Annotated in this window: 23 protein-coding genes; 15 read left to right on the top strand and 8 right to left on the bottom strand. The window is 39.2% G+C overall.

Going from position 1 to position 24,732, the window contains the following annotated elements; all coding sequences use genetic code 11:
- Positions 1-2 precede the first annotated feature (2 nt).
- The gene (locus tag H5090_RS20755) at positions 3-680 is read right to left on the bottom strand and encodes a GAF domain-containing protein (protein ID WP_259395029.1); all 678 of its coding nucleotides are present in this window, start codon (positions 678-680) and stop codon (positions 3-5) included.
- An 88-nt stretch (positions 681-768) separates the two neighbouring features.
- A complete protein-coding gene (locus H5090_RS02845) occupies positions 769-1,779 on the bottom strand; it encodes a GlxA family transcriptional regulator (protein ID WP_182694987.1) in 1,011 nt (336 codons plus the stop codon).
- Between the two features lie 126 nt (positions 1,780-1,905).
- On the opposite strand from H5090_RS02845, the gene H5090_RS02850 reads away from it, so the two are divergent.
- Positions 1,906-3,813: a beta-ketoacyl synthase gene (locus H5090_RS02850; protein ID WP_182694988.1), complete on the top strand. Its 1,908-nt coding sequence runs from the start codon at positions 1,906-1,908 to the stop codon at positions 3,811-3,813.
- 77 nt (positions 3,814-3,890) lie between these two features.
- On the opposite strand, the gene H5090_RS02855 is transcribed toward H5090_RS02850, so the two are convergent.
- Entirely contained in the window at positions 3,891-5,075 is a 1,185-nt protein-coding gene (locus tag H5090_RS02855; RefSeq protein ID WP_024603369.1) for a DUF1624 domain-containing protein, read from the bottom strand.
- Between the two features lie 149 nt (positions 5,076-5,224).
- A complete protein-coding gene (locus H5090_RS02860; protein WP_002960738.1) occupies positions 5,225-5,641 on the bottom strand; it encodes an MgtC/SapB family protein in 417 nt (138 codons plus the stop codon).
- A 512-nt stretch (positions 5,642-6,153) separates the two neighbouring features.
- Here H5090_RS02860 and H5090_RS02865 point away from each other — a divergent pair.
- Positions 6,154-6,528, top strand: coding sequence for a hypothetical protein (locus tag H5090_RS02865; RefSeq protein WP_096792994.1), 375 nt, complete (start codon positions 6,154-6,156; stop codon positions 6,526-6,528).
- On the opposite strand, the gene fghA is transcribed toward H5090_RS02865, so the two are convergent.
- Entirely contained in the window at positions 6,482-7,324 is an 843-nt protein-coding gene (gene fghA, locus H5090_RS02870) for an S-formylglutathione hydrolase (protein WP_182694989.1), read from the bottom strand. The two genes, H5090_RS02865 and fghA, sit on opposite strands and share 47 nt — an antisense overlap.
- 72 nt (positions 7,325-7,396) lie before the next feature.
- Positions 7,397-8,518 carry an S-(hydroxymethyl)glutathione dehydrogenase/class III alcohol dehydrogenase gene (locus tag H5090_RS02875; RefSeq protein WP_002960732.1) on the bottom strand — a complete coding sequence of 374 codons (1,122 nt, stop codon included), beginning with the start codon at positions 8,516-8,518 and terminating at the stop codon, positions 7,397-7,399.
- Positions 8,519-8,652: 134 nt separating this feature from the next.
- Between H5090_RS02875 and H5090_RS02880 the strand changes: the two genes are divergently transcribed.
- From H5090_RS02880 to hflX, 6 genes are all read left to right on the top strand, one after another.
- A complete protein-coding gene (locus H5090_RS02880; RefSeq protein ID WP_182694990.1) occupies positions 8,653-9,525 on the top strand; it encodes a LysR family transcriptional regulator in 873 nt (290 codons plus the stop codon).
- Between the two features lie 147 nt (positions 9,526-9,672).
- Complete coding sequence (locus H5090_RS02885) at positions 9,673-10,890, top strand: lipoprotein-releasing ABC transporter permease subunit (protein WP_033029508.1); 1,218 nt, start codon at positions 9,673-9,675, stop codon at positions 10,888-10,890.
- On the top strand, positions 10,883-11,581 hold the full coding sequence (gene lolD, locus H5090_RS02890; protein ID WP_007375330.1) for a lipoprotein-releasing ABC transporter ATP-binding protein LolD: 699 nt from the start codon (positions 10,883-10,885) through the stop codon (positions 11,579-11,581). Before H5090_RS02885 ends, lolD begins: the two co-directional genes overlap by 8 nt.
- Positions 11,571-12,815 carry a lipoprotein-releasing ABC transporter permease subunit gene (locus H5090_RS02895; protein ID WP_182692978.1) on the top strand — a complete coding sequence of 415 codons (1,245 nt, stop codon included), beginning with the start codon at positions 11,571-11,573 and terminating at the stop codon, positions 12,813-12,815. Before lolD ends, H5090_RS02895 begins: the two co-directional genes overlap by 11 nt.
- 117 nt (positions 12,816-12,932) lie before the next feature.
- Positions 12,933-13,403 (top strand): DUF1456 family protein, encoded by a 471-nt coding sequence (locus tag H5090_RS02900; protein WP_182694991.1) that lies wholly within the window; start codon positions 12,933-12,935, stop codon positions 13,401-13,403.
- A 327-nt stretch (positions 13,404-13,730) separates the two neighbouring features.
- Positions 13,731-15,080 carry a GTPase HflX gene (gene hflX / locus H5090_RS02905; protein ID WP_024595635.1) on the top strand — a complete coding sequence of 450 codons (1,350 nt, stop codon included), beginning with the start codon at positions 13,731-13,733 and terminating at the stop codon, positions 15,078-15,080.
- 142 nt (positions 15,081-15,222) lie between these two features.
- Here the strand turns inward: hflX and H5090_RS02910 are convergent, their stop codons facing one another.
- Both H5090_RS02910 and H5090_RS02915 read right to left on the bottom strand, forming a co-directional pair.
- Positions 15,223-16,956 carry an AMP-binding protein gene (locus H5090_RS02910; protein ID WP_182694992.1) on the bottom strand — a complete coding sequence of 578 codons (1,734 nt, stop codon included), beginning with the start codon at positions 16,954-16,956 and terminating at the stop codon, positions 15,223-15,225.
- Between the two features lie 185 nt (positions 16,957-17,141).
- Positions 17,142-17,588, bottom strand: coding sequence for a DUF3010 family protein (locus H5090_RS02915; protein WP_024595637.1), 447 nt, complete (start codon positions 17,586-17,588; stop codon positions 17,142-17,144).
- Between the two features lie 354 nt (positions 17,589-17,942).
- Between H5090_RS02915 and thrS the strand changes: the two genes are divergently transcribed.
- The 7 genes from thrS to H5090_RS02950 all read left to right on the top strand — a co-directional run bounded on the left by thrS (position 17,943) and on the right by H5090_RS02950 (position 24,727).
- Complete coding sequence (thrS, locus tag H5090_RS02920) at positions 17,943-19,853, top strand: threonine--tRNA ligase (protein WP_024595638.1); 1,911 nt, start codon at positions 17,943-17,945, stop codon at positions 19,851-19,853.
- A 59-nt stretch (positions 19,854-19,912) separates the two neighbouring features.
- Positions 19,913-20,473 carry a translation initiation factor IF-3 gene (gene infC / locus H5090_RS02925; protein ID WP_002960714.1) on the top strand — a complete coding sequence of 187 codons (561 nt, stop codon included), beginning with the start codon at positions 19,913-19,915 and terminating at the stop codon, positions 20,471-20,473.
- Positions 20,474-20,684: 211 nt separating this feature from the next.
- Positions 20,685-20,885 carry a 50S ribosomal protein L35 gene (rpmI, locus tag H5090_RS02930; protein WP_002960713.1) on the top strand — a complete coding sequence of 67 codons (201 nt, stop codon included), beginning with the start codon at positions 20,685-20,687 and terminating at the stop codon, positions 20,883-20,885.
- Between the two features lie 15 nt (positions 20,886-20,900).
- Entirely contained in the window at positions 20,901-21,260 is a 360-nt protein-coding gene (gene rplT / locus H5090_RS02935) for a 50S ribosomal protein L20 (RefSeq protein WP_002960711.1), read from the top strand.
- Between the two features lie 441 nt (positions 21,261-21,701).
- Positions 21,702-23,519 carry a M14 family metallopeptidase gene (locus tag H5090_RS02940; RefSeq protein WP_182694993.1) on the top strand — a complete coding sequence of 606 codons (1,818 nt, stop codon included), beginning with the start codon at positions 21,702-21,704 and terminating at the stop codon, positions 23,517-23,519.
- A gap of 1 nt (position 23,520) precedes the next feature.
- Positions 23,521-24,162 (top strand): MBL fold metallo-hydrolase, encoded by a 642-nt coding sequence (locus tag H5090_RS02945; protein WP_182694994.1) that lies wholly within the window; start codon positions 23,521-23,523, stop codon positions 24,160-24,162.
- Between the two features lie 106 nt (positions 24,163-24,268).
- Positions 24,269-24,727 (top strand): Lrp/AsnC family transcriptional regulator, encoded by a 459-nt coding sequence (locus H5090_RS02950; RefSeq protein ID WP_002960703.1) that lies wholly within the window; start codon positions 24,269-24,271, stop codon positions 24,725-24,727.
- Positions 24,728-24,732 lie beyond the last annotated feature (5 nt).

A 24,732-nucleotide genomic window follows, 5' to 3' on the forward strand; every position in this document is an offset into this window, starting at 1 on the left:
TCCTAACCCAGTTTTTCAGCATCTTTAAACCAAATATCAGGTGTTTTATAGGGTTCAATAAAAAAGCGTGACAGAGATTCATAACCCGAAAGTTGGTTGGTTGATAAATTAAATATGGGCTGAAAATAAATCGTAATATCGTTTGTTTTTATAATATTTTCAATAAGCGACTTTGACTCATTATTTAAAATGTCAGACTGAACTTTTTTTTCGATTAACTCAGTAGCTATTTCAGAAATGAGCCTAAGAAATGACAAATCTTTGTCGTTCAGGGCATTGTCTAATACGGTTTTATAACAGCAAAAAGTTCCATAAACTTTTCCGGTGGATAAAATAATGGGTACACCAATATAAGAGCCAATATTTAGCTTTTCTGTGACTGGCATGTTGCGGGTTATTGGGTGCTCAAGAGTATTAGGGATTATTTGTTCTAGCTCGTTATCAGATATTTTTTTACAGTAAGTTTCGCAAATTGGATCTGAATTACCTACTGATACGCATGTATTTGTAGTTTGGTTATCTACCACTTTAAAAACGCGCTCAGTATTGGTGAATTTTGAAATAAACGCGACTTCCATACTTAAATGTTTTCGTACAAGTGAAAGTAACTTTAATAACTTTGATTCAATAGAAGCATCGCTTTGTGGATCAAAAAGGTGCTTACTAAGTTTATCTCTCATGCAGTTACCTTGGTATGGCGTAAATTATATTATTGATAAGAGTATAATTTATGTATAAAAAAATGCCAATTTAGAGTGTCGTCGTTGGTTAGCCAAACAACTTTCTCCTAACTACTTTTCTGTAGCCACTGGGTGTTTGGCTTAATACTTTTTTAAACACGCGGGTTAAATGCCCTTGGTCGTTATATCCAACTTCTAAAGCCACTTCTTGAATTGATAAATTTGATGATGCTAATAACTCTTTCGCACCTTCTACGCGTAATTGTTGCCAATACTCAATAGGGCTTTGGTTCGTTGCGGCTCTAAAGCGGCGGGTAAAAGTACGATAGCTTAAGCTAAATTGGGCAGCGACTTCTTGCAAGTTTAGCTCGGTGGCTAAATTCGTTTTTAGCCAAAATTGAATTTGCGCAATTAGCTCATCGGGGTGGCGGTCTACTGCACCTTCTAAATAGCGTTGATCTTCGTAGGGTTTGCGTATTTCGTGCGAAAAATTACGCTCTACATGCTGCGCGGCGGCTTTTGTGTAGTACTGGCTGATAATATGTACGATAACATCTGCAAGGGCATTAAGGCTTGCTACGGTATACATGCGCTCTGATTGGGTTATAAAAAAGTCGGGCTTTAAGCGCACCTGCGGGTAGTCATGGCTAAATTGTTTGGCGTAATGCCAATGGGTGGTAGCAGGGTGGCCATCAAGTAAGCCAGCCTCAGCTAATAAACAGTTGCCAGTACCGACACCAATTATATGGCTGCCTGCGCTAAAGCTTTCACTTAGCCAATCAACTATTTCTTGATTTGTTCGCACCACTGGGCGTGGTTTTCGCCAAATACCCGGCACTATAATCAAATCGCTGTAGGGCGCGTTAGTTGTTATGCAATCAGGATTTATAGCAAGGCCTGCACGGGTGGGTATAGATTCAGCACTTTTAGCCACTAAATTTATAGCAAGTGGCCTAAAGCTTTGCTTATCAAGATGCCCTTTAGCAAAGGCCTCGCCGGCTCTTAGCATTTCTATAGGCAGCGTTAAACTAGTCACTAATAAATGCGGATATACCGCTATAGCAATGTTTAGAGGTGGATTAGTGTGTTTATCAGTCATATAAATGCTCCGACCAGTACATTTTGGCCTTTTGTGCTGAATATTTGGCTATTAAAGCACAATGTGTGGTGCATAATCCATTTAAACTGCCTCTTCTCCTTATAACACGTTTCTAAAAGGTAAATTATGACAGCATTACCCGTTATAGTAGGCATGGGTGGCATTAACGCCGCTGGCCGTACTTCTTTTCATCAAGGTTATCGCCGTATCGTGTTAGATAGTTTAAATGCTCAAGATCGCAGTGAAACATTTTTAGGCCTCGCCACACTGATGAATCTAGTAAGCGTTGTAAACGGCCAATTACAAGATACACAAGGTAATAATGTTGAGCAAAGCGACATAGAAGCACGCTTTGGTGAGCAAATTATTGCTGGTACACTTATTCGTAAAATTGAAAAAGAACACTTTGATGCCGACGCAACACCGTGGCAGCAAAAAATGACACTAACCGCATCAAGCGATAACGCAATTGTGTTTGAAACGCGTGCTCGCGACTTACCTGCACCTATTCCAGCTAGCTGGCAAGTTGAAGAGCTTGAAGGCAAAAAAGTTAAAGTAACTATTGCAGCCGACTTAGACGTAAAGCATGACTCAACACGCGATAACCCAATTAAATCTGCTGGGCAATTTCCGACTGGGTTTGATCCATCAGTTATGTATAACAGCCGCTATCAGCCTCGTGGTTTGCAAGCCACTATTTTTGCAGCTACAGATGCGATTAAATCAACTGGGCTTGATTGGCAGCATATTATGAATAGCGTAGAGCCAGATAAAATTGGTACCTATTCAGCATCGGTAATTGGCCAAATGGACGACAAAGGCCTAGGTGGTTTAGTAAAGGCGCGCCAACAAGGCGACCGTGTTAGCACTAAGCAGTTAGCACTGGGCTTAAATACAATGTCTACCGATTTTATTAATGCCTATGTTACGGGCAATGTAGGTACTACGTTTTCGACCTCGGGCGCATGTGCAACGTTTTTATATAATTTACGTGCAGCGGTTAATGACATACAAGCAGGGCGCACACGCGTTGCGGTTGTCGCAAGTGTTGAGTGCGCTATTACACCAGAAGTTGTAGAAGGCTTTGGTAACATGAGTGCACTTGCAAACGTTGAAGGTTTGCGCCGTTTAGATAACTTATCAAATGATGAAGAACCAGATTACCGTACTAGCAGTCGCCCATTTGGCGATAACTGTGGCTTTACATTAGGTGAAGGCGCGCAAGTTGCTATTTTAATGGATGATGCTTTAGCCCTTGAGTTGGGCGCTGATATTATGGGCAGCGTACCGGATGTGTTTGTAAATGCAGATGGCGTTAAAAAGTCGATTACATCACCTGGCCCTGGTAACTATATTACCATGGCAAAATCAGCCGCACTTGCTAGCAGCTTATTAGGTAAAGAAGCACTGCAAGAACGTAGCTTTATTTTAGCCCATGGTTCTAGTACACCGCAAAACCGTGTAACAGAGTCTTTGATTTATCATAAAGTAGCGCAAACGTTTGCTATTGATAACTGGAAAGTAACAGCGCCAAAAGCGTATGTTGGCCATACTATTGCACCTGCAAGCGGTGACCAGTTAGCGATTGCGTTAGGCATATTTAGTCATAATATTATGCCGGGTATTACCACAATTGATAAAGTGGCTGATGATGTTTATAGCGACCATCTTGATATTCGTAATAGCCATTACGAATGCGCTGATATGGATATTGCTTTTATAAATTCAAAAGGCTTTGGCGGAAACAATGCAACAGCTACTGTACTTTCACCAAAAGTAACAATGCAAATGCTTGCTAAGCGCCATGGCGATGATGTTATGACTAGTTACACACAGAAAAATAGTGTGGTTAGCGCTTCGCAGAAAACGTATCAAACGCAAGCAGATTTAGGCCAGTACGAGCTTATTTATCGCTTTGGCGACGGACTTATTGACGACAACGACATTGTAATAGACGAGCAAAGTATTCATTTACCTGGCTTTGAAAAAGCAATTACGTTTAGCACAACAAACTCCTATCAAGATATGTTTTAAGCACACATACTTGTTAGCAAGGCGCTTTTTAAGCGCCTTTTTTAATGTCTATTATTTTGTGCTAACTTGTATAAACGCTATATATATTTAGCAATTAAGCTATGTTTGTGGCTTCGCTTCCAAACAATGTATCGCTTAGCGAGTAGGGTTGTTAGCCCTATTACAACGGCTATAAATAAAAGTGTTGCTGTGTAACTCATGCCATAACCTTCAGGCAAACCAACGAGCGTATCTGCGTAGGTCATATCGCTAAAATTAAAGCCAAGAATAGGTATAAGTAACCAAGCAATAGCATGTAATAAATACAAATGCACAAGGTATGAAAACATACTTGTTTTACCCAGTACTTGTAAAAAGTTATGCGAAAAATCGGTTTTTAAACCACTTAATGCCTTTAAAAAAATAAGCCCAAGGCCAACAGTAAGTAACATAAACTGCAGCGAAAGCGGATACTTTGTTGGGTTTAGAAACGACATAACAGTGAGTAATGAGCTTGTATGTATAGCAAACTGTGACATGTCACCGTATAAGTTAAACCCACGTAAAATGCCATAAAGCGCAAGGCAAGTAACCCCTAATAACAATGCGTGATTCATCACTTTTTTACTGTATTGTTGTGCTTTGTAATAAACACCAGCGCAATATGCCAATGCCATTAAGCCAACAATAGGGGCAACTGGGTAGGTTGTTCTAATTTGAAAATCAAAAGGGAGATCAAGTACATTTTTTTGATGTGCAATAGACCAAGCAGTATGTGCAAATGTATTAGGCTCAAAGCTTGTTCCATCAAATAAATTATGCCCAAACACGAGTAATAAGCCTGCTACAAAAATGGCATAAATGCCCAGGAAACGCAGCAGTCCTAAAATAACAAAGCCCCAGCCGATAGCCCAAATAACTTGTGCGTATAGCATTGGGTATAGTGGGTTAAAGCTCCAAGACCACGAAACAATAGTAAATTCAAACAAAATTAGCACTAAACCACGAATAATCAAGCTTTGTGAAAATGCTTTAGTGGATACATATTTATGCTCTGTTATAGCCGCAGATAGACCTGCTAAGAATACGAAGAGTGGTGCGCAAAAGTGAGAAACAAAACGCGTAAAAAAGGTAACGGGATCAGTCCCTGGAATGGTCATCGGATCGGTAACTGAGTAATTAAGGCAATAATACATACCATGGTCAATAACCATAAATATAATTATAATGCCCCGTAATATATCAATATGATGTAAGCGGTTATCGGTTGAAGGTAGCGACATAAGAGAGCTATATAGAGTGATTTAAAACTGTATTTATTATATGTTATATTGTATCAAATTGAAATCGTGTATTTATATTTTGCCAGTGATTATACACACGTAATACGACCAATATTTGCTCGCATTACTTGTAATGATACAGCTAATTATCACTTAAACTTTTTTACATACCTTAGCGTTATAAAATTAATAATGGCGAGCAAAATGGCTATTTCGTAACGGCTATAGGCTACAGCTATACCAATTAAGCCCATATTCCAAATACTGGCTGCGGTTGCTGTACCGGAGGTTGATTTGTTATTTTTCAAAATTGCGCCACCGCCAATAAAACCAATGCCAGTAATGATGCCTTGCAACATTTTAGATTGAGCTTCTGCGCCATCTAAAACCGACATCGCTATTAATGCATACCCACACGATGCAACAGCAACAAGAGGAAAGGTACGAAGGCCTGCACCATCATGGCTACGCTCTCTGTCGTAAGCCATAGGTAGCGCAAGTAGGTATGCAATACCTAAATGTATTAAGTTATCGATGATTTCATTCCACTGTAAATCAATTTCCATTATTGAGCCTATGCGGGTTAATTTTGTTAATAATAAGCAAACAGTGGGCCATTGCATAAATAACTAATAATCAATGGTTTATTGTAGGAAGCTGAGTTTAATAAAAATTATTGAGGAAACTTTTACATGTTTTTATTACTATTTTACGCGATAGTTAATTTGATCTGAGTTTTAAAGCCCCGTATTCTTTTATCATACCTAAAAGACACCTATGTGAACCTTTTGCCTTTAAATAAAACATTAATCACACCCACTAAACTTGAAAAAACAGCGTTACTATTTTGCGCTGGGTTATCTGTTTTTGCTTTTTATTTCCTGAACTTCTCACAGAACACTTACAACCTACCATTAATAAAATTTTAGGTCATTTAGGGTCGCCATTTTTTATATTGCAGCTGGTGGGTGTTACAAGAAAGTTTATAAATGATTTTAGGTAGTAATACTTACATTTTTTTACAGAGTTACAATAAAAAACGTATACAATTTAGGTAATATTTAGTTAAGGATGAATGATGAAAACAATTATTGTACTTTTGTTTTTTTATTGCCTTTCTGGCTGTACAGTTGCGGGCGCTATTATTGATGGGCAAGCACAATCTCAGGCGCGTAATGATAAAAATAGTATTAGCCCGGCGCAGTCAACACCTTATAAAAACCCACTAGAGCCAGTACCTACAGATAAAAACGGATTTAACTTTACTGATATGGGATTAAAGATAGATTCGGCTCTTGTTAGCCTAGTTAAAGGGGAAAGCACTACTACGCAAGTATGTAGGCAGGTCACTAAAAGTCTAAAAGAGTGTGTAGAGGTAGAAAAGTCATCTCTACACACTAATGAGGCTAAGCAGTTAAAAACTGATGATGAAATAATAAGTGTTGGTCAATAAAGCTGCTTATAAAAAAGTAGCTATGATCGTAGCCTGCTTGCATTTCAAGTGTAAGCGGGTAGCTTTTTTTATCAGCAATAGCGACTAAGTTTTCTGGCTTAAGTTGCTCTTGTAAAAAACCATCGGCATCACCTTGACTCACTAACATGGGTAAGTAATGAGCTTGCTCTGCGTTTTTCATCAGCTCGCAGCTGTCGTATTGCTTCCAAAGCGCTTTATCATTTCCTAAATAACCAGTAAATGCTTTTACACCCCAAGGGCATTCAATCGGATTTACAATAGGGCTAAAAGCCGAGGCACTTACAAAAGCAGTCGGGTTTTTAAGTGCGACCATTAATGCACCGTGCCCGCCCATAGAGTGACCACTAATTGCTTTTATACATGTTACCGGAAAATGTTGCTCTATCAATGCTGGTAATTCACTAACAACATAATCGTACATATTAAAATGGGTGTTGTAAGGAGCTTGCGTGGCATTTACGTAAAAGCCTGCGCCTTGTGCAAAGTCGTAGCTGTCTTCATTGGGTACGTTTTCGCCACGCGGGCTAGTGTCAGGCGCTACAATAGCAATACCCAGCTCTGCTGCTTTTTTAAATGCACCGGCTTTTTGCATAAAATTTTCGTCGGTACAGGTTAATCCCGATAACCAATAAAGTACCGGTACTTTATTTGCTTCACTTGCGCCAGGTGGTAAAAATACGGCAAAGCGCATAGTGCAATGTGTACTTCGCGAGCTGTGAGTATATTGCTTATGCCAACCGCCAGACACTTTTACACTTGAGATATTTTCTAACATACTTAATCCTTAAAAGCCGTAAACTTAAAAGTATTACGGCTTATTAATAAGCTATTTTACGAATGCAGTTTATTAGTAATGAATGACTGTACGAATACTTTTGCCTTCGTGCATTAAATCAAACGCTTCGTTAATATCTTCAAGGCTCATTGTGTGAGTAATAAAGTCGCTAAGAGCAAATTCACCTGCCATGTAACGCTCAACAATTTCAGGGAGTTGTGAACGGCCTTTAACGCCACCAAATGCACTACCACGCCATACACGCCCAGTTACCAGCTGAAACGGACGGGTTGATATTTCTTGGCCTGCACCTGCCACACCAATAATGACCGACTCACCCCAACCTTTGTGGCAACACTCAAGCGCTGAGCGCATTACGTCAACATTACCGATACATTCAAACGAGTAGTCAACGCCGCCATCTGTCATTTCAACAATAACTTCTTGAATTGGCTTGTCGAAATCTTTTGGGTTAATTAAATCAGTAGCACCTAGTTTTGTAGCTAAATCGAATTTAGTGGTGTTTATATCAACACCGATAATACGACCTGCACCAGCCATTTTTGCGCCAATAATCGCAGACAAACCAATACCGCCTAAGCCAAATATAGCAACAGTGTCGCCAGGCTTTACTTTAGCTGTGTTGGTAACTGCGCCCATGCCCGTTGTTACACCACAGCCTAGTAAGCAAATCTCTTCTAGTGATGCTTCTTTATTTACTTTAGCAAGTGAGATTTCTGGCAATACAGTGTACTCAGAGAACGTTGATGTACCCATGTAGTGATAAATTGGTTGGCCATCTTTAAAAAAGCGTGTAGTGCCGTCTGGCATTAGGCCTTTACCTTGTGTTTCGCGCACGGCTGAACACAGGTTAGTTTTACCTGAAGTACACATTTTACATACGCCACATTCTGCAGTGTATAAAGGAATAACATGATCCCCCACTTCAACACTCGTTACGCCTTCGCCAACTGCATAGACAACACCAGCTCCTTCGTGACCTAAAATAGCAGGAAATATGCCTTCAGGATCTTGTCCTGATAATGTAAATGCATCAGTATGACACACACCTGTAGCGGTAATTTTTACCATAACTTCGCCTTTTTTAGGCATCATCACATCAACTTCTTCAACACTAAGTGGTTGATTAGGACCCCAAGCAATGGCAGCTTTTGATTTAATAAATTCAGACATGTGTTTTATTTCCTTTAACTGGCTATTAAAAAATAATTGTAGACCCAATTTGCTTGGGTGATGGGCTTATTGTATTTGTTTCTAAAATAATGATAATCTCAATTTTATTAAAACACTTTTACAGTATGGTAATAATGGCACGTTGGGATGGAATTGATGAGTTTATAGCGGTTGGTGAAGAGGGCAGCTTTACTGCGGCTGCAAAAATGCTTGGGCTTTCGGTTGCGCATATTAGCCGCCATGTTACGGCGCTTGAGCAACGTTTAAATACCCAGCTTTTAACTCGTACTACTCGTAAAGTGGTTTTAACTAAAGAAGGTGAAGTGTACTTACATCAAATAAAGCACTTACAACACGCTATGGACGAGGCAACTCAAGGCCTTGCTCAGCAACAAAGTACGCCTAAAGGTAAAATAAAGCTCACAGCACCAGTTATGTACGGAGAGAGCTTTATTATGCCCATAGTGCATAATTTTATGAAGGAGCATCCCGAGGTAGAAGTTGTTGCCACACTAAGTAACGAGCAAGAAAACTTATTAGAGGGCGGATTTGATTTAGCCATAAGGTTAGGGCATTTAAAAGATTCGAGCTTAAAAGCGCGTAGGTTAAGTGCGCGGCGTTTTATTATGTGCGCTGCACCGCAGTATTTAACGCGATTTGGTGAGCCGCATACTTTAGGCGAGCTAAACAGCCATGAATGTTTAATTGGGAATAGTAGCTACTGGCGCGTAAACGAAAATGGGCGCGATAAACACATTAAAATAGCAGGGCGGCTACAGTGTAATAGTGGTTGGGCGCTGGTGGATGGCGCAAAAAAGGGGCTCGGTATTGTACAACTCCCAGACTACTACATTGAAAACGAAATTAACTCAGGGCAATTGGTGCCTATTTTAACACCCTATCAACCACAGCAAGAAGGGGTATGGGGCGTATATCCACCAAGGCAGTTTGTGGCGACTAATGTACGGGTATTGCTCGATTATTTAGTTAAAGGGCTGAAAGCTTAATCGCGAATTAATGGTTAAGCATGTATTGCTGTAAATATAGCCAAGTATCAGATTTTTAAATTATTTCTTACATTTTACGCCATACCCAAAGGCACTTTTTTCGTGCTACTATTGCTCAATACTTTTACGATAAGTGTTAAAAATAATATGTTTCAACCGGTTAGCTTATTTATAGGGCTTAGATATAGTCGCTCCTCTAAAGGAAATGCGTTTATATCCTTTATTTCGTTTTTTTCTATTGCCGGTATCGCTATTGGTTTAATGGCATTATTTACGGTAAGCAGTGTAATGAACGGGTTTGAAAATAGCCTAAAAACCAATATGCTTGGACTTATTCCGCATGTTGAAGTTAGCGCAGGTAAAAATACTGCCACCCAAATGGGCACCCTTAAAACCGACCTCGAACAATCTCCTTATGTTGATCATGTAAGCTTATATCGCCACGGCGAAGCTATTTTGCAGACGAATAAAGACTTGCACGGCGTTTTACTACAAGGCCTTTATAACGACAGCGGGTCTTTGTATAAAATTACCGATAAAATAGTGCAAGGCGATTGGAAAACTGTATTAAACAAAAATTACAACATTGCTATAAGCCGTTATTTGAGTCGTAAATTAGGCGTTAGCGTGGGTGATAAGCTTCGCGTTATTATGCCTAATGCTTCAACATATACACCTCTTGGGCGAGTACCCAGCCAGCGTTTATTTAAAGTGGCCGCAATATACGAAACCGGATCTGAGATAGATATGGCACTTGCGTTTACAAGTGGCGCTTCACTACAACGGGTATTAAAGCTGGATAAAAACACTGCCCCAAATTTAAGTGTTTCATTGCACGAACCTTTCGAACTAGATGAGTTTATTGAAGCAAGCCAGCGTATTTTACAAGATCATAATTATAGTGATTGGCGCAGTACCCAAGGTACTCTATTTGCAGCCGTTGCTATGGAAAAGCGCATTATGTCTATGTTGCTTGCCCTCATTGTATTGGTGGCTGTATTTAATATTGTATCGGCATTAACCATGATGGTAAGCGAAAAACAAGGTGAAGTGGCCATACTACAAACGTTAGGTTTAACGCCTTCGCAAGTGCAAAAAGTGTTTATGGTGCAAGGCTTATATAACGGCGTAATTGGTACAGCAATAGGCGCATTTTTAGGTGTAATATTTAGTTTATATATAAATGAGCTACTTGCATTAGTGGGCTTAAACTTATTGGCAGGTATAGAGCTTCCGGTAAAATTTGATATTTTGAGTTTAGTAATAATAGCATTTGCCAGCATTGCTATGAGCTTTTTAGCTACCTTATATCCTGCGCGTAAAGCCGCAAAAGTAAAACCAGCAGAGGTATTACGTTATGAATGATTTAGTAATTAGTTGTGAAAATTTAAGTAAAGTTTATCAAGATGGCAGCAACCAAGTTGAAGTATTAAAAGGTGTTGATTTAGCGCTGCAGCAAGGTGAAATGCTCGCTATTGTAGGGAGTTCTGGCTCTGGTAAAAGTACGCTTTTACACATACTTGGCACATTAGATACCGCAAGCTCAGGTAGCGCTAAAATTAAAAACCAAGAAGTTGCAAAACTTTCGCGAACAGAGCAAGCCGCATTTAGAAACCAAAACTTGGGCTTTATCTATCAATTTCATCACTTATTAATGGAGTTTAGCGCAGTCGAAAACGTGGCTATGCCATTATTAATTAAAGGCTTGAGTGCAAAAGAAGCCAAAGCTCAAGCGCTCGATATGCTCGAAAAAGTAGGCCTTGCACATCGCAGCTCGCATAAACCGTCTGCGCTTTCTGGTGGAGAGCGCCAACGCGTGGCTATTGCCCGTGCACTGGTTACAAAACCTGCGCTTGTGCTTGCTGATGAACCAACCGGTAATTTAGATAAACAAAATGCGATTAAAATTTACGATTTAATTAATGAGCTTAACCAAAGCTTAAACACCAGTTTTGTGGTAGTTACACACGATTTAGAACTTGCCGATAAGCTGGGCAAAATAGCTTATTTAGACGATGGAAAACTAGCTATTAAAGAGTCGCAGCATGTTGCTTAGTGCATTTTTAAGTAAACGTTTTAGAGCCTATTCAGGCCACAAAGATGAAAAAAACGGCTTTGTTAGTTTTATCGCTAAAGCGTCCACTATTGGTATTTTATTAGGTGTCGCGGTTTTAATTGTGGCGCTGTCGGTAATTAATGGTTTTGAGCAGCAACTAGTACATAGATTACTAAGTGTTGTGCCACAGGTTGAATATGTAGCACCAAGTAGACCCATCGCGAATTGGTCGCAAAAAATTGAGGATTTACAAACACAACCGCATGTAACAGGGGCTGCGCCATTTATTGCAGTGAATGGGATGGCGCAATATAAAAGCCAGCTAAAAGCGATAGAAATTCGAGGTGTAGAGCCATCGCTAGAGAGTAATGTATCGGCGGTAAATCAGTTTACCAGTGGTAAATTAGTCAGCCAGCTAGGCCTTGACGATGTAATTTTAGGTAAACAAATAGTAAAACAGTTAGACGCCAAAGTAGGCGATAACATTACATTACTTATTCCGCAAATTAGTCAAAAAGGTCAATCATTATTAGCGCCTAAACGCGTAACACTTAACCTTGCAGGTGTTATAGAAATGGGCGGACCGATTGATAGTACCGCTGCATTTATACATCTTAACAAAGCACAGCAAACATTGGGTTACGATGAAACCCAAGTAACAGGGCTGCGTTTAAGTGTTGATGATGTGTTTTCGGCGCATCAAATAGCGCTAAGAGTGGGCCAAACTATTGACGACTACGTGTATATTTCTAGTTGGTTTAGAACCCAAGGCAGCCTTTATCAAGATATTCAAATGGTGCGTACCATTGTTTATATTGTGGTGTTTTTAATTATAGCGGTAGCCAGTTTTAATATTGTATCGTCCTTGGTGATGGAAGTACGCGAAAAACAAGGCAATATCGCAATTTTAAAAACCATGGGCGCGAAAGACAGTACTATTTTAGCCACCTTTGTAATGCAAGGCTTAATGCAAGCATTTGTAGGCGTGGCACTAGGGACACTAATTGGCGTGGTATTAGCGCTTAATATAAGTGAGCTTTTTACGTGGATAAGCCAATTATTTGGAGCCAATCCACTTGAGGGCGTTTATTTTATAGAGTTTTTACCAAGTAAATTAGTACTTGAAGACATTGGTATTACAGTGATTGTTACGTTTGTGCTTGCGATACTTGCCACTATTTATCCTGCATGGCAAGCAACGCGCGTAGATCCTGCCAAGGTGCTTGGTAACTAGGTATAAGAAGCTCAGATAAAAATTAATAGGGTGGTATTAGTAAACCTGTTAAACTAGGTGCTTATATAAAATTAAGCAATAACTGCTTGGTTGCTATACCTCACTTTGGGATTTACTTTGACTAATAACGATATTTTACGCCGCATTCGCTACACTTTTAACTTAACTGATACTGCTATGGTCAATGTTTTTGCATCAGCAGAGCATACGGTCACCAAAGAGCAAGTAATTGCATGGTTAACTAAAGAAGGTGAAGAGGCTTTTACCCCAATAAGTGATACTGAGTTTGCAAGCTTTTTAAATGGGTTTATTAATACCCAACGTGGCAAACGCGAAGGTGAGCAACCAGAGCCAGAGAAAAAGCTAAACAACAATATTATCTTTATGAAGCTACGTATTGCTTTAAATATGAAAGCAGAAGATGTTATAGCAACACTTGCACTTGTTGATTTTGATTTAAGTAAGCATGAGTTAAGCGCATTTTCTCGTAAAGTAGATAACAAACATTACCGTGTTTGTAACGATCAAATATTACGTTTGTTTTTAACCGGCGTACAAAAGCAGCATCGTCCAGAAGAGTCTGCTTAGTAACTGGTTTTAGCTAATTAGCTTTTAGTTAATGGGCTTGTGTATGTGCAATGCTACATAAAGCCTATTATCAATGTTAAACCCCAACACTTAATAATTAAATACATTTATAACAACACCAAGTTACTTATTGGTTTACTTGCGTGTAAAAATTATATTGCCCCCGCACAAATAGTTCACAGATTAACGCTAATTTTGGCAAAATAAAGATAATAATTGCATTCGTAAGCTATAACGCTGTAAAGCTCGGTCATAACAGCGTAGGATCAAGTTACTTTCGAATGAAAATTAGGTTTGCACTTTAGGTGCATTAACATATAAAAAATTATGCAACTAACTGCAAAACCATCACTTCCTAATGCGTTACTTATTTCTATTAGTACACCACAATTTAAAGGCGACGAAGCAACAGAATCGCTTGCAGAGCTTGCTCGTTTGGTAACTACATTAGGCTTTAAAGTAGTAGGTACACAATCGCAAAAGCAAAGTTCTACCCAAAAAGTTAATGTACTGGGCTCAGGAAAACTAGCTGAAATAGCACACCTTACCGGCAATAAAGGGATGGTTGAAAACGAGCAAGAAGATGATTTACTTGATGAAGACCCTTTAACCGAAATATCCTCAGAAATTCCATCAAACGATTTAGAGTTTGCATGTGCCGATGTAGTGGTATTTGACTGCGATTTAACGCCTTCTCAACTGCGTAATGTTGAGAACCAATTAGGTGTAGAAGTATTTGATCGCACTGGTATTATCATTGAAATATTTAGCCGTCATGCGCGTACTAAAACAGCAAAATTACAAGTTGAAATTGCTCGCCTTAATTATGTCGCGCCACGGCTTCGTGAAACATCAACAGGTGATAAAGAACGCCAAATGGGTAAAGGTGCGGGTGAAACCACACTTGAGCTAAATCGCCGTAAGGTGCGCGATCAGTTAGCAGAATTAAAGCGCGAACTTGTTAGTGTTCAAGATGTAATGATGGACAGACGTACGCAGCGCTCTGAGCTATTCTCAGTGGCTTTAATTGGGTATACCAATGCGGGCAAGTCATCAATGATGCGCGCAATTACAGGTAGTGATGTAGAAGGCGAAAACAAACTTTTTGCAACGCTAGATACCACTGTTCGCGCGCTGTATCCGATTACCCAGCCTCGTATATTGGTTTCAGATACGGTTGGTTTTATTAAAAAATTACCTCATGATTTGGTTGCTTCATTTCATTCAACGCTCGCTGAGGCACATGATGCGTCGTTACTGTTATATGTTGTAGATGCTTCAGATCCTTCTTTTCGCTCACAACTTGAAGTAGTACATAAAGTACTGGCAGAAGTTGGGGTAGAAGGTAGCAAAAAATTATTAGTACTGAATAAGTCAGACCAATTAAGTACTGATCAACAGCAGTCGCTAATGGATGAGTTTCCTGATGCGATGATGACTTCTACACGTAATCCAGATGATATTAGTAAACTGCACAAATACATTATTGGCATTGCTCAAGAGGACATGATTGAAGAAGAGATTGTTATACCGTACACAGCTAAAGGTATTGTGGGCGAAATTCGATCGAGTATGAGTGTTGTTAAAGAAGAATATGAATACAGCCATATTAAATTAACAGTGCGCTCGAGTGCGATTGATTTAGAACGTTTAAAAAAGAGAATGTTGAATTTATAATAAATTCAGTACATAAAAAGCACAGCCAATTGGCTGTGCTTTTTAGTATTAGTCCTAACATACGTAAATTTAACGCTGCTAGCTCTGAACATAGCTCTGAGATAAATTCCCTACCCAGAGCCTCAGTTACTTAAAGACGAAACTAGGAAAAAGCGTTGTCGCTTAGCTCTTCTTGCATTTGCTCGCGCATTTTAAATTTTTGCAGTTTACCTGTTACTGTCATTGGGTAGTTTTCTACGAAACGGATATGTCGTGGCATTTTAAAGTAGGCTAGTTTATCTTTTAAAAACTCACGAATTGCTTGCTCATCAAGTACAGCATCTTCTTTTGGTTGGATCCAAGCGCATACTTCTTCGCCATACTTTTCATCGGTTATACCAAATATGGCAGCATCTTGAATGCCCGGGTAGGTGTAAAGTACTTCCTCTATTTCTCGAGGGTAAATGTTTTCGCCTCCGCGAATAATCATATCTTTTATACGCCCAACAATCGTGACAAACCCTTCTGTATCCATGACACCTAAATCGCCAGAGTGCAGCCAACCTTCGTCATCTATTGTGGCTTTTGTTTTAGCTTCGTCATTCCAATAGCAGCGCATTATGCCTGCACCTTTACTACATACTTCGCCAGGTTGACCAATTTTTTGAATGTTACCCAGCTCGTCAATTATTTTAACCTCGGTATGGGCAAGGGCGCGGCCAACTGTCGTTACTTGCCGCTCTATTGAAGAGTCTGTTTCGGTAATGTTGTTTATGGGGCTGCACTCCGTTTGCCCGTAAGCAATCAGTACTTGATGCATGTTCATTTGTGTTTGTACTTTGCGCATTACTTGCTCTGGGCATGTAGAGCCTGCCATTACACCCGTGCGTAAAGTACTTAAGTCATAATCGTTAAAATTACTCAGCTCAAGCTCACTAATAAACATAGTAGGTACACCGTGCAGCGCTGTACATCCTTCTTGTTGAACTACATCAAGCGTGGTTTTTGCATCGAACGAATCACTAGGGTAAATGGCTGCTGCACCTTTACTAACACACAATAAGCTACCCAATACCATTGCAAAGCAATGATATAACGGGATAGGGATACATAACTTGTCATCGCTCGTAAAGTGCATAGATTCGGCGACGAATAGCGCATTATTTAAAATATTTTTATGAGTGAGCGTTGCGCCTTTTGGGTTGCCTGTTGTACCTGATGTAAATTGTATATTGATGTCTTGATCAGCATTTAAGTTTTCACCTATTGCTTTTAATTCAAGCTCATGAGCTGCTGTTGGCAAGTTAATAACATCATTAAAAGAGTGCATACCAGGAGATGCTTCATCGCCAATGCGGATTATATTTTTAAGAGTGGGTAGTGCTTTTAAATTAAGTGTGTACTTATCGCAAGTTGCAAGTTCTGGCGCTAAACAATTAAGCATTTCTAAGTAATCACTGCCTTTAAAATTTGATGCTGTGATTAGAGTAGAGCATTCAACACTATTTAAAGCATATTGTAATTCGTTAGGACGATAGGCCGGGTTGATGCACACCATTATTGCGCCAATTTTTGCCGTTGCAAATTGGGTTAAGCACCACTCAATATTATTAGGAGACCAAATACCAACGCGCTCACCTGGTTTTACGCCAAGGGCAAGTAACCCCATAGCAAGCTGATTAACTTCTTTTTGAAATTCTTTATACGTTAATCTAATACCTTGGTGATGAACTACAACAGCTAACGCCTCTGGGTTTTTGTCGACAATGAAGTCAAAGTAATCGCCTATAGTTGAATTTGTTAAAGGTGTGCTTTGTATACCTTTAAAGTAGCTTTGAGATAACGGCAAGTGATTTATTTGTTCTACTTCTTTTACCGGGGTAGTGTGTGTGTGCATTGCTCTCTCCATGAAAATGTGTGTGAGTTATGTAAACTACAAAGTTAAAATAAACACATATTGTCGACAAAGAGAAGTGTGGTTAGACTAATGTATTATTAGATTAATAAAAGCTAATACTACTTTTTAGACACAAAAAAACGCGTCTTACAATGTAAGTACGCGTTTTTAAACGAGTAATGAGTTTACATTTCGTCGCTGCGGTATGTTTTTTTCATGATATAAACGTAAGCGTTTACAAAAGCATTTTCTTGGTACTTTTTAAGGCCTGTTTCTTCAAAATCAATAGGGATGGGGTTGCGTTTTAACTGCTCTTTAACTTCCGTTGTAGTAAATAAACGTACATCTAAGTTGTTGATTAATTGAATTGCAGTTTCCATTTTAAAGCCTTTTGCACTGCCAGCAAATTTACCTTTAGGCTGACGCTCACGAATTGCAACAGAATCAATTTGGTAATCTTGCATTAGTTTTGCAAAATCGAATTGAAATTTACGCATTACTTCAGTGTCGTTACCGTTACCTAAGGTAAAGCGTGTTTGGCGCACATCGCGAATATCAAATACGTCATTATCTTTACTTAAAATACAAAGTAGTACATCACTACCGGTAATTTCTACACCACATGTTCTCATGTCTATTCTCTAAAATAACTTAATTACGCAGTATTATACGCAACGCACATTAAAATGCGAGTGTGGGTATAGCTGTAGGCGCGTAATTAATGCATTGATGCTTTTATATTTTAATAAAATGATTTTTTTGCTTTAAAAGCTACATTTTGTGGATAAAACGGGGCGATTTCACCCCTTTAAACTTGTAATTAAATGCGCGGCACGCGACAATATATCTTTGTAGTTGAATAGACTCCTCATCTACATATATTAGTCAATGCTTATTCGTAAAAGCGTTGTCGAGTCATTCTCATTTAATTTATTAAAAATACACGTGATACATTGTAGGTGTCACCACTGTAGCAAGGATTTATAATGCCAGTTATTACTCTTCCAGACGGAAGTCAACGTAGTTTTGAAAACCCTGTAAGCACGCTTGATGTTGCAAACGACATTGGTCCTGGTTTAGCTAAAGCGACCATTGCGGGCCGTGTAAATGGCGACCGTGTTGATGCATGTGATTTAATTAGTGATGACTCTCGTCTTGAGATCATTACCGCTAAAGACGATGACGGCCTTGAAATCATTCGTCACTCTTGTGCTCACTTAATCGGTCATGCAGTTAAGCAACTTTTCCCAGACGCAAAAATGGCAATTGGTCCTACCATTGATAACGGTTTTTACTACGATATCGATATGGAACACTCACTATCACAAGATGATCTTGAAGCAATTGAAAAGCGTATGCTGCAACTTGCAAAAACCAACTACGACGTAGTGAAAAAAACAGTAAGCTGGCAAGAAGCACGCGATACATTTGAAGCGCGTGGCGAAACATACAAAATAGAAATTTTGGACGAAAACATCGCTAAAGATGACCGTCCTGGGTTATATCATCACGAAGAATATGTAGACATGTGTCGTGGACCTCACGTTCCTAACATGAAATTTTGCCAAAACTTTAAAATAATGAAAGTGGCGGGTGCATATTGGCGTGGTGATTCAGAAAACAAAATGCTACAACGCATTTACGGCACCGCGTGGGGCGATAAAAAGCAACTTAAAGCGTATTTAAAGCGCCTTGAAGAAGCTGAAAAACGCGATCACCGTCGTATTGGTAAAGCGCTTGATTTATGGCATTGGCAAGAAGAAGCGCCAGGCATGGTATTTTGGCACAACGATGGTTGGAGCATTTACCGCGAGCTTGAAGAATTTGTACGTGAAAAATTACGCGAATATGAGTACGAAGAAGTAAAAGGTCCAATGATGATGGACCGTTCACTTTGGGAAAAATCAGGTCACTGGGAAAAATATTCAGAAGCAATGTTTACCACTGAGTCTGAAAAACGTGAATACGCAATTAAACCAATGAACTGCCCTGGTCACGTGCAAATCTTTAACCAAGGTTTAAAATCGTACCGTGATTTACCACTTCGTATGGCTGAATTTGGTTGTTGTCACCGTAATGAACCATCAGGTGCACTACACGGTTTAATGCGTGTACGTGGCTTTACACAAGATGACGCTCACATTTTCTGTACTGAAGAGCAGATAATGGACGAAGTGTCAGCGTGTATTAAGATGGTTTATGATACATATGAAACATTCGGATTTGAGAAGATTGTAGTTAAGCTATCTACTCGCCCAGAACAACGCATTGGTGAAGACCATATGTGGGATAAAGCAGAGCTTGCTTTAGCTGATGCACTTAAGCTAAACGATATTGAATTTGATTATCTTCCGGGCGAAGGCGCGTTTTACGGTCCTAAGATTGAATTTACTTTGTACGATTGTTTAGACAGAGCGTGGCAGTGTGGTACAGTGCAATTAGACTTTGCATTACCGGGTCGTTTAGGTGCTACTTATGTAGCAGAAAATAACGAGCGTCGTACACCTGTAATGATACATCGTGCTATTTTAGGTTCTATTGAACGCTTTATTGGCATTTTAACTGAAGAGTACGCTGGTTTATTCCCGACGTGGCTTGCACCAAAGCAAGTGGTAATTATGAATATTACCGATAAACAGGCTCCTTATGTTAAAGAAGTTGTACAAAAATTAAATAAACTTGGAATTAGAGCCGCTGCTGACTTGAGAAATGAGAAGATTGGCTTTAAAATCCGTGAGCATACACTGAAGCGTATTCCATATTTACTTGTTGTTGGCGATAAAGAAGTTGAACAGCAAGAAGTAGCAGTGCGTACTCGCACAGGTGAAGACCTTGGCAAATTTAATGTTGATGATTTTGTAGCTAAAATTAGTGAAGAAATTAAAAATCGACAGTAAAAATCGAGCGTGTAAGGCATTAACAAACAGCCATTTACACGCTTATATTATTGATATTCTTGGAGGAACGTACTATTAGAGGCGGCAAGAAAGGGCAACAAACAGCTCAAAAAAATCGTATTAACGAAGAAATTACAGCGCAAGAAGTTCGTTTAATTGACATTGAAGGCGAACAAGCTGGAATTCAGTCATTACAAGACGCGCAAACTATGGCCGATGCAGCGGGTGTTGATCTTGTTGAGATCAGTCCAAACGCTGAGCCGCCTGTTTGTAGAATCATGGACTACGGTAAGTTCATCTTTGAAAAAAGCAAAGAACTAAAAGAGCAGAAGAAGAAGCAAAAGCAAATCCAGATAAAAGAAATCAAATTCCGTCCTGGTACGGATGAAGGTGATTATCAGGTTAAGCTTCGCAACTTACGTAAGTTCTTAGAAGCTGGTGATAAAGCTAAGATTACTATCCGCTTCCGTGGTCGTGAAATGGCTCACCAAGAAATTGGTATAGAATTATTAAACCGTATCAAAGCCGATTTAGAAGAGCTTGCAGTAGTTGAGTCTTTCCCAAATCGTGTTGAAGGCCGCCAAATGGTTATGATGATGGCGCCTGTTGCTAAAAAATAATTTTTAAGCGATAATACGCACCGAAATTAGCTCAGGTCTGCAAGCAATATGCGAATATTCACCTGAGTTAACCGGTCTTAAAGCAAGATTGCGGCATTTATGTTGGGTCTTCACCGGAACATGGCAGTAAGTTAGGCCTAAAAGTGGAGCTATAGAAATATATCTCACGCCTGCTTACTAATTTAAAAGCAATACAATTGGAGTTATTGCAATGGCTTATAAGCTAAAAAGTCACAGTGGCGCTGCTAAGCGTTTCAAAAAGACTGCTTCTGGCGGTTTCAAGCGTAAACAAGCGCATCTTCGTCATATTCTGACTAAGAAAACTTCTAAGCGTAAGTTACACCTACGTCCTAAGATGATGGTTCATAAAAATGACCATGGTCTAGTTTCACGTATGTTACCGTTCGCTTAATAGGGGTTTTTAGAAATGGCAAGAGTTAAACGCGGCGTTGTCGCACGTGCACGTCACAAAAAAGTTTTAAAACAAGCAAAAGGTTACTACGGAGCACGTTCACGTGTTTACCGCGTAGCTTTCCAGGCTGTTACTAAAGCGGGTCAATACGCTTACCGTGACCGTCGTGCGAAGAAACGTACTTTCCGTCAATTATGGATTGCACGTATCAATGCTGCTTCACGTCAAAATGGTCTGTCTTACAGCCGTTTTATCAATGGTCTTAAAAAGACTTCTGTAGAAATCGATCGTAAGATCCTTGCAGATATCGCTGTTTATGACCAAGTTGCATTCGCAGCGCTTGTAGAAAAAGCAAAAGAAGGCCTAGCCGCTTAAGCTTTTTTATATAAGTATTAAAAAGGAGCCTATGGCTCCTTTTTTTGTGCTTGTAATTTAGTAACTTAACCCAATGAGTAATACTAATTCGCTTAATTAAATGATCTATTTTGAGGGCGGAAAAACGTGTTGATAGCTAGGCAAAAAATTCGCTATTTAGTTGTTCTCGGCAATTGCTCCTGCATTGCTCTACCTTCTGCATCCATGCAGACATAAATGAGAGTTTTTTAACGCAGGTAGCGACATGTTTAGCCCCGCAAAATGATTAAGTATTATTGCACATTGGTATAATACTTAATAAGGTTATAAAGCCTAAAAACACAGGTGTGAATCAGTGAAATGTATTTGGCTGCATTTTTTTGTTGAATCACCGCAGTTTCCTCATTATAAAAAATTTAGTTGATATAATTTATATAATTAAGGCGTTTGTTAGAGAATTATATGTTTGCAAGTTTACTAATTTTATCTGCAAGTGTGGCGTATGACGCACACTTACCTCCACTCATTGAGTGGCAGGGGAAAAGCGTAGAGCTTTTACAAAAACAAGGCCCGTTAACTACTGACTTTGAGTTATCTGCAGGTGAAGCGTCGCCCGATTATGCAAATACAATGGCATTTGTAGATAGGTTAGTTGCTGCAAACCCTACTCAGTTTCAATCTCAAACCATTGGCTATAGTAATAGTAAACGCGCAATAAAAATGTTGATTGCCAGTGAACAAGGCTTTTTTGAAGCAAGGCAAATGGCTAATAGCACTAAGCCAACTATTTTTATTCAGGCAGGAATACATTCTGGTGAAATAGACGGTAAAGATGCCATGTTTATGTTACTCAGAGATATAGCGACGGGCAAGCGCCGTGACATTTTAAAAAAGGTAAACATATTATTTATTCCTATTTTAAATGTAGATGGCCACGAACGTAGCAGTGCATTCAATCGTATTAATCAAAGGGGCCCTGCAAAAATGGGCTTTAGAACAAATGCTAATAACCTTAATTTAAATCGTGATTTTACTAAATTAGATACCCCAGAAGTTAGAAGTGTTTTAAAGGTTATTAACGACTACAACCCAAATTTATACATTGATGTACACGTTACCGACGGCGCAGATTACCAATACGATGTGACTTATGGTTACAATCCGGTATTTTCGAGCGAATCGCCTGCGGTATCAGATACATTAAACCAGTTTTTTAAACCTCTCATTGACGATACGCTAGCGAAGCAAGGACACACCCCAGGACCACTTGTTTTTGTTATGGACAAGCGCGACTTTAAAAAAGGGTTAGCGGGCTGGGTTGCTACGCCACGTTTTTCAAATGGTTGGGGGGATTTAAAGTCATTGCCGACTATTTTAGTCGAAAATCATTCATTGAAGCCTTACAAGCAACGTGTATTGGGAACTTATGTATTTTTAGATGGTGCTATTACTGCGCTATCAAAGCACAGTCATGAATTAGCAAATGCAGTTAAAAAAGAACAAGAATTTGTTCCTAAACAGCTAATTGTAAAGCGTGGCTATGCCAAGCAAGCTGATACGATTGCGCAGTTTAAAGGCATTGAATATTCATCAAGCATGAATTCACTTTCGGGTCAAAATGAAGTGAAATATTTGGGTAAAGCACATACATATACTGACTTACCTATTTATTGGCAAAAAGATGTACAACATACAGTTGAAGTACCTAAAGCTTTTTTTATTCCGCCTGTATATAGCAACATTATTGAGAAACTAAAGTTACATGGTGTCTCTATTAATAAACTTGAAGGGGCAAACACACAGCCTTTGAAAGTTGCAAAGGTGGCTGACTACACGTTTGATAAAGCACCATTTGAAGGGCGTTTTAGAGTATCAGCAACTTTTGATTACGTCCCTGCTATAAATGTAGATTTAGATGGTTGGTATCAAGTCAATACTCAACAAAAAGCAGGTGAGCTTGCTGTGCATTTATTGCACCCAGAAGCTCCTGATTCATTTTTTGCGTGGGGTGAGTTTAATACTATTTTTCAGCGTACCGAGTACATGGAAAACTATGCGCTAATTCCGTATGCACGCCAAATGCTAAAAGATAACCCAAAGCTTGCGCTTAAGTTTGATGAAAAACTTAAAGATAAATCATTCGCGAGTGACGCAGAAGCTCGATTAAACTGGTTATATGAACAAAGTCCATTTTATGATCAAGCGTACTTAAAGTATCCAATACTTATGTCATTCGAAGAAGAAGTTGTTATTCCAGATCAAAAAAGTAAAGAAATTTAATATGGAAATCATAACTATACCTGTCACTGCCTTTGCACAAAACAGTCGTATTATTTGGTGTAGCGAAACTAAACACGCTGTGGTTATCGACCCAGGTGGCGACACTGATAAAATAATAACGGTCCTTAATGAGCATAAACTAGCATTAAGTGCTATTTGGTTAACGCACGGGCATTTAGATCATGTGGGTGGGGCTGATATTTTACGAAATCAATTTAACGTACAAATTATTGGTCCACAAAAAGATGAGTACTTTTGGTTTGAAAACTTACGTATGCAAGCACAGATGTTTGGATTTAAACCCATTGAACCGTTTTATCCGGATATTTGGCTAAACCATAATGACACCGTGAGCGTAGGTAAACTTAGCTTTTTAGTGAAACATTGCCCGGGGCATACACCCGGTCATATAGTGTTTTACCAACCAGACTATGAGTGCGTTATTGTCGGTGACGTTATTTTTAAAGGCTCAGTAGGGCGCACTGACTTTCCTAAGGGGAACAGTGAACAACTTATAGAGTCGATTAAGACGCATATTTTAACCTTACCTGATAATACTAAAATATTGGCAGGACATGGTAGCGACACTACGGTGGGGTTTGAAAAGAAAACAAATCCTTTTGTAAGTGGTAAGTTTGGTTAAGTTGCTTATTTTAAGTTTACAAACTGCATAAACATTAAAAATAAGCAGACTGAGTTTTAAAATGGTTGTATAATTTAACCAGTTTATTTGATAAATAAGAAATAAAATGTCTCTAAATCACGTAGATCGCCAAATATTGGCACTTTTACAACAAGATGCTAGTTTATCAACCGCAGAAATTGCAGATAAAGTAGGCTTGTCTCAATCTCCATGCTGGCGTCGAATCGCTAAGCTAGAGCAAGATGGTTATATAAAAAGCAAAGTGGCTCTTTTAGATGAGAAAAAACTTGGGTTTGATATGCTTGTATATGCACATGTGCGTTTATCAAATCACGGTAAAAAGAATCTTGCTGAGTTTGAAAAGCTGATCATGAGCTACGACGAGGTAACAGAGTGTTACACTATGGCTGGTACCATGGACTTTATGCTACGCATAATTTCACAAGGCATAGAAGGGTATGAGCATTTTGTGCGCGATAATTTACTAAGCTTAGAATACGTCCAAGAAGTACATTCTAATGTAACAATGACATGTGTAAAACGCAGTACTTCCCTTCCTTTGTAAAAGCA

Origin of the sequence: Pseudoalteromonas sp. SR43-5 (genome assembly GCF_014163835.1) — a bacterium.
Lineage (GTDB): Bacteria > Pseudomonadota > Gammaproteobacteria > Enterobacterales > Alteromonadaceae > Pseudoalteromonas > Pseudoalteromonas distincta.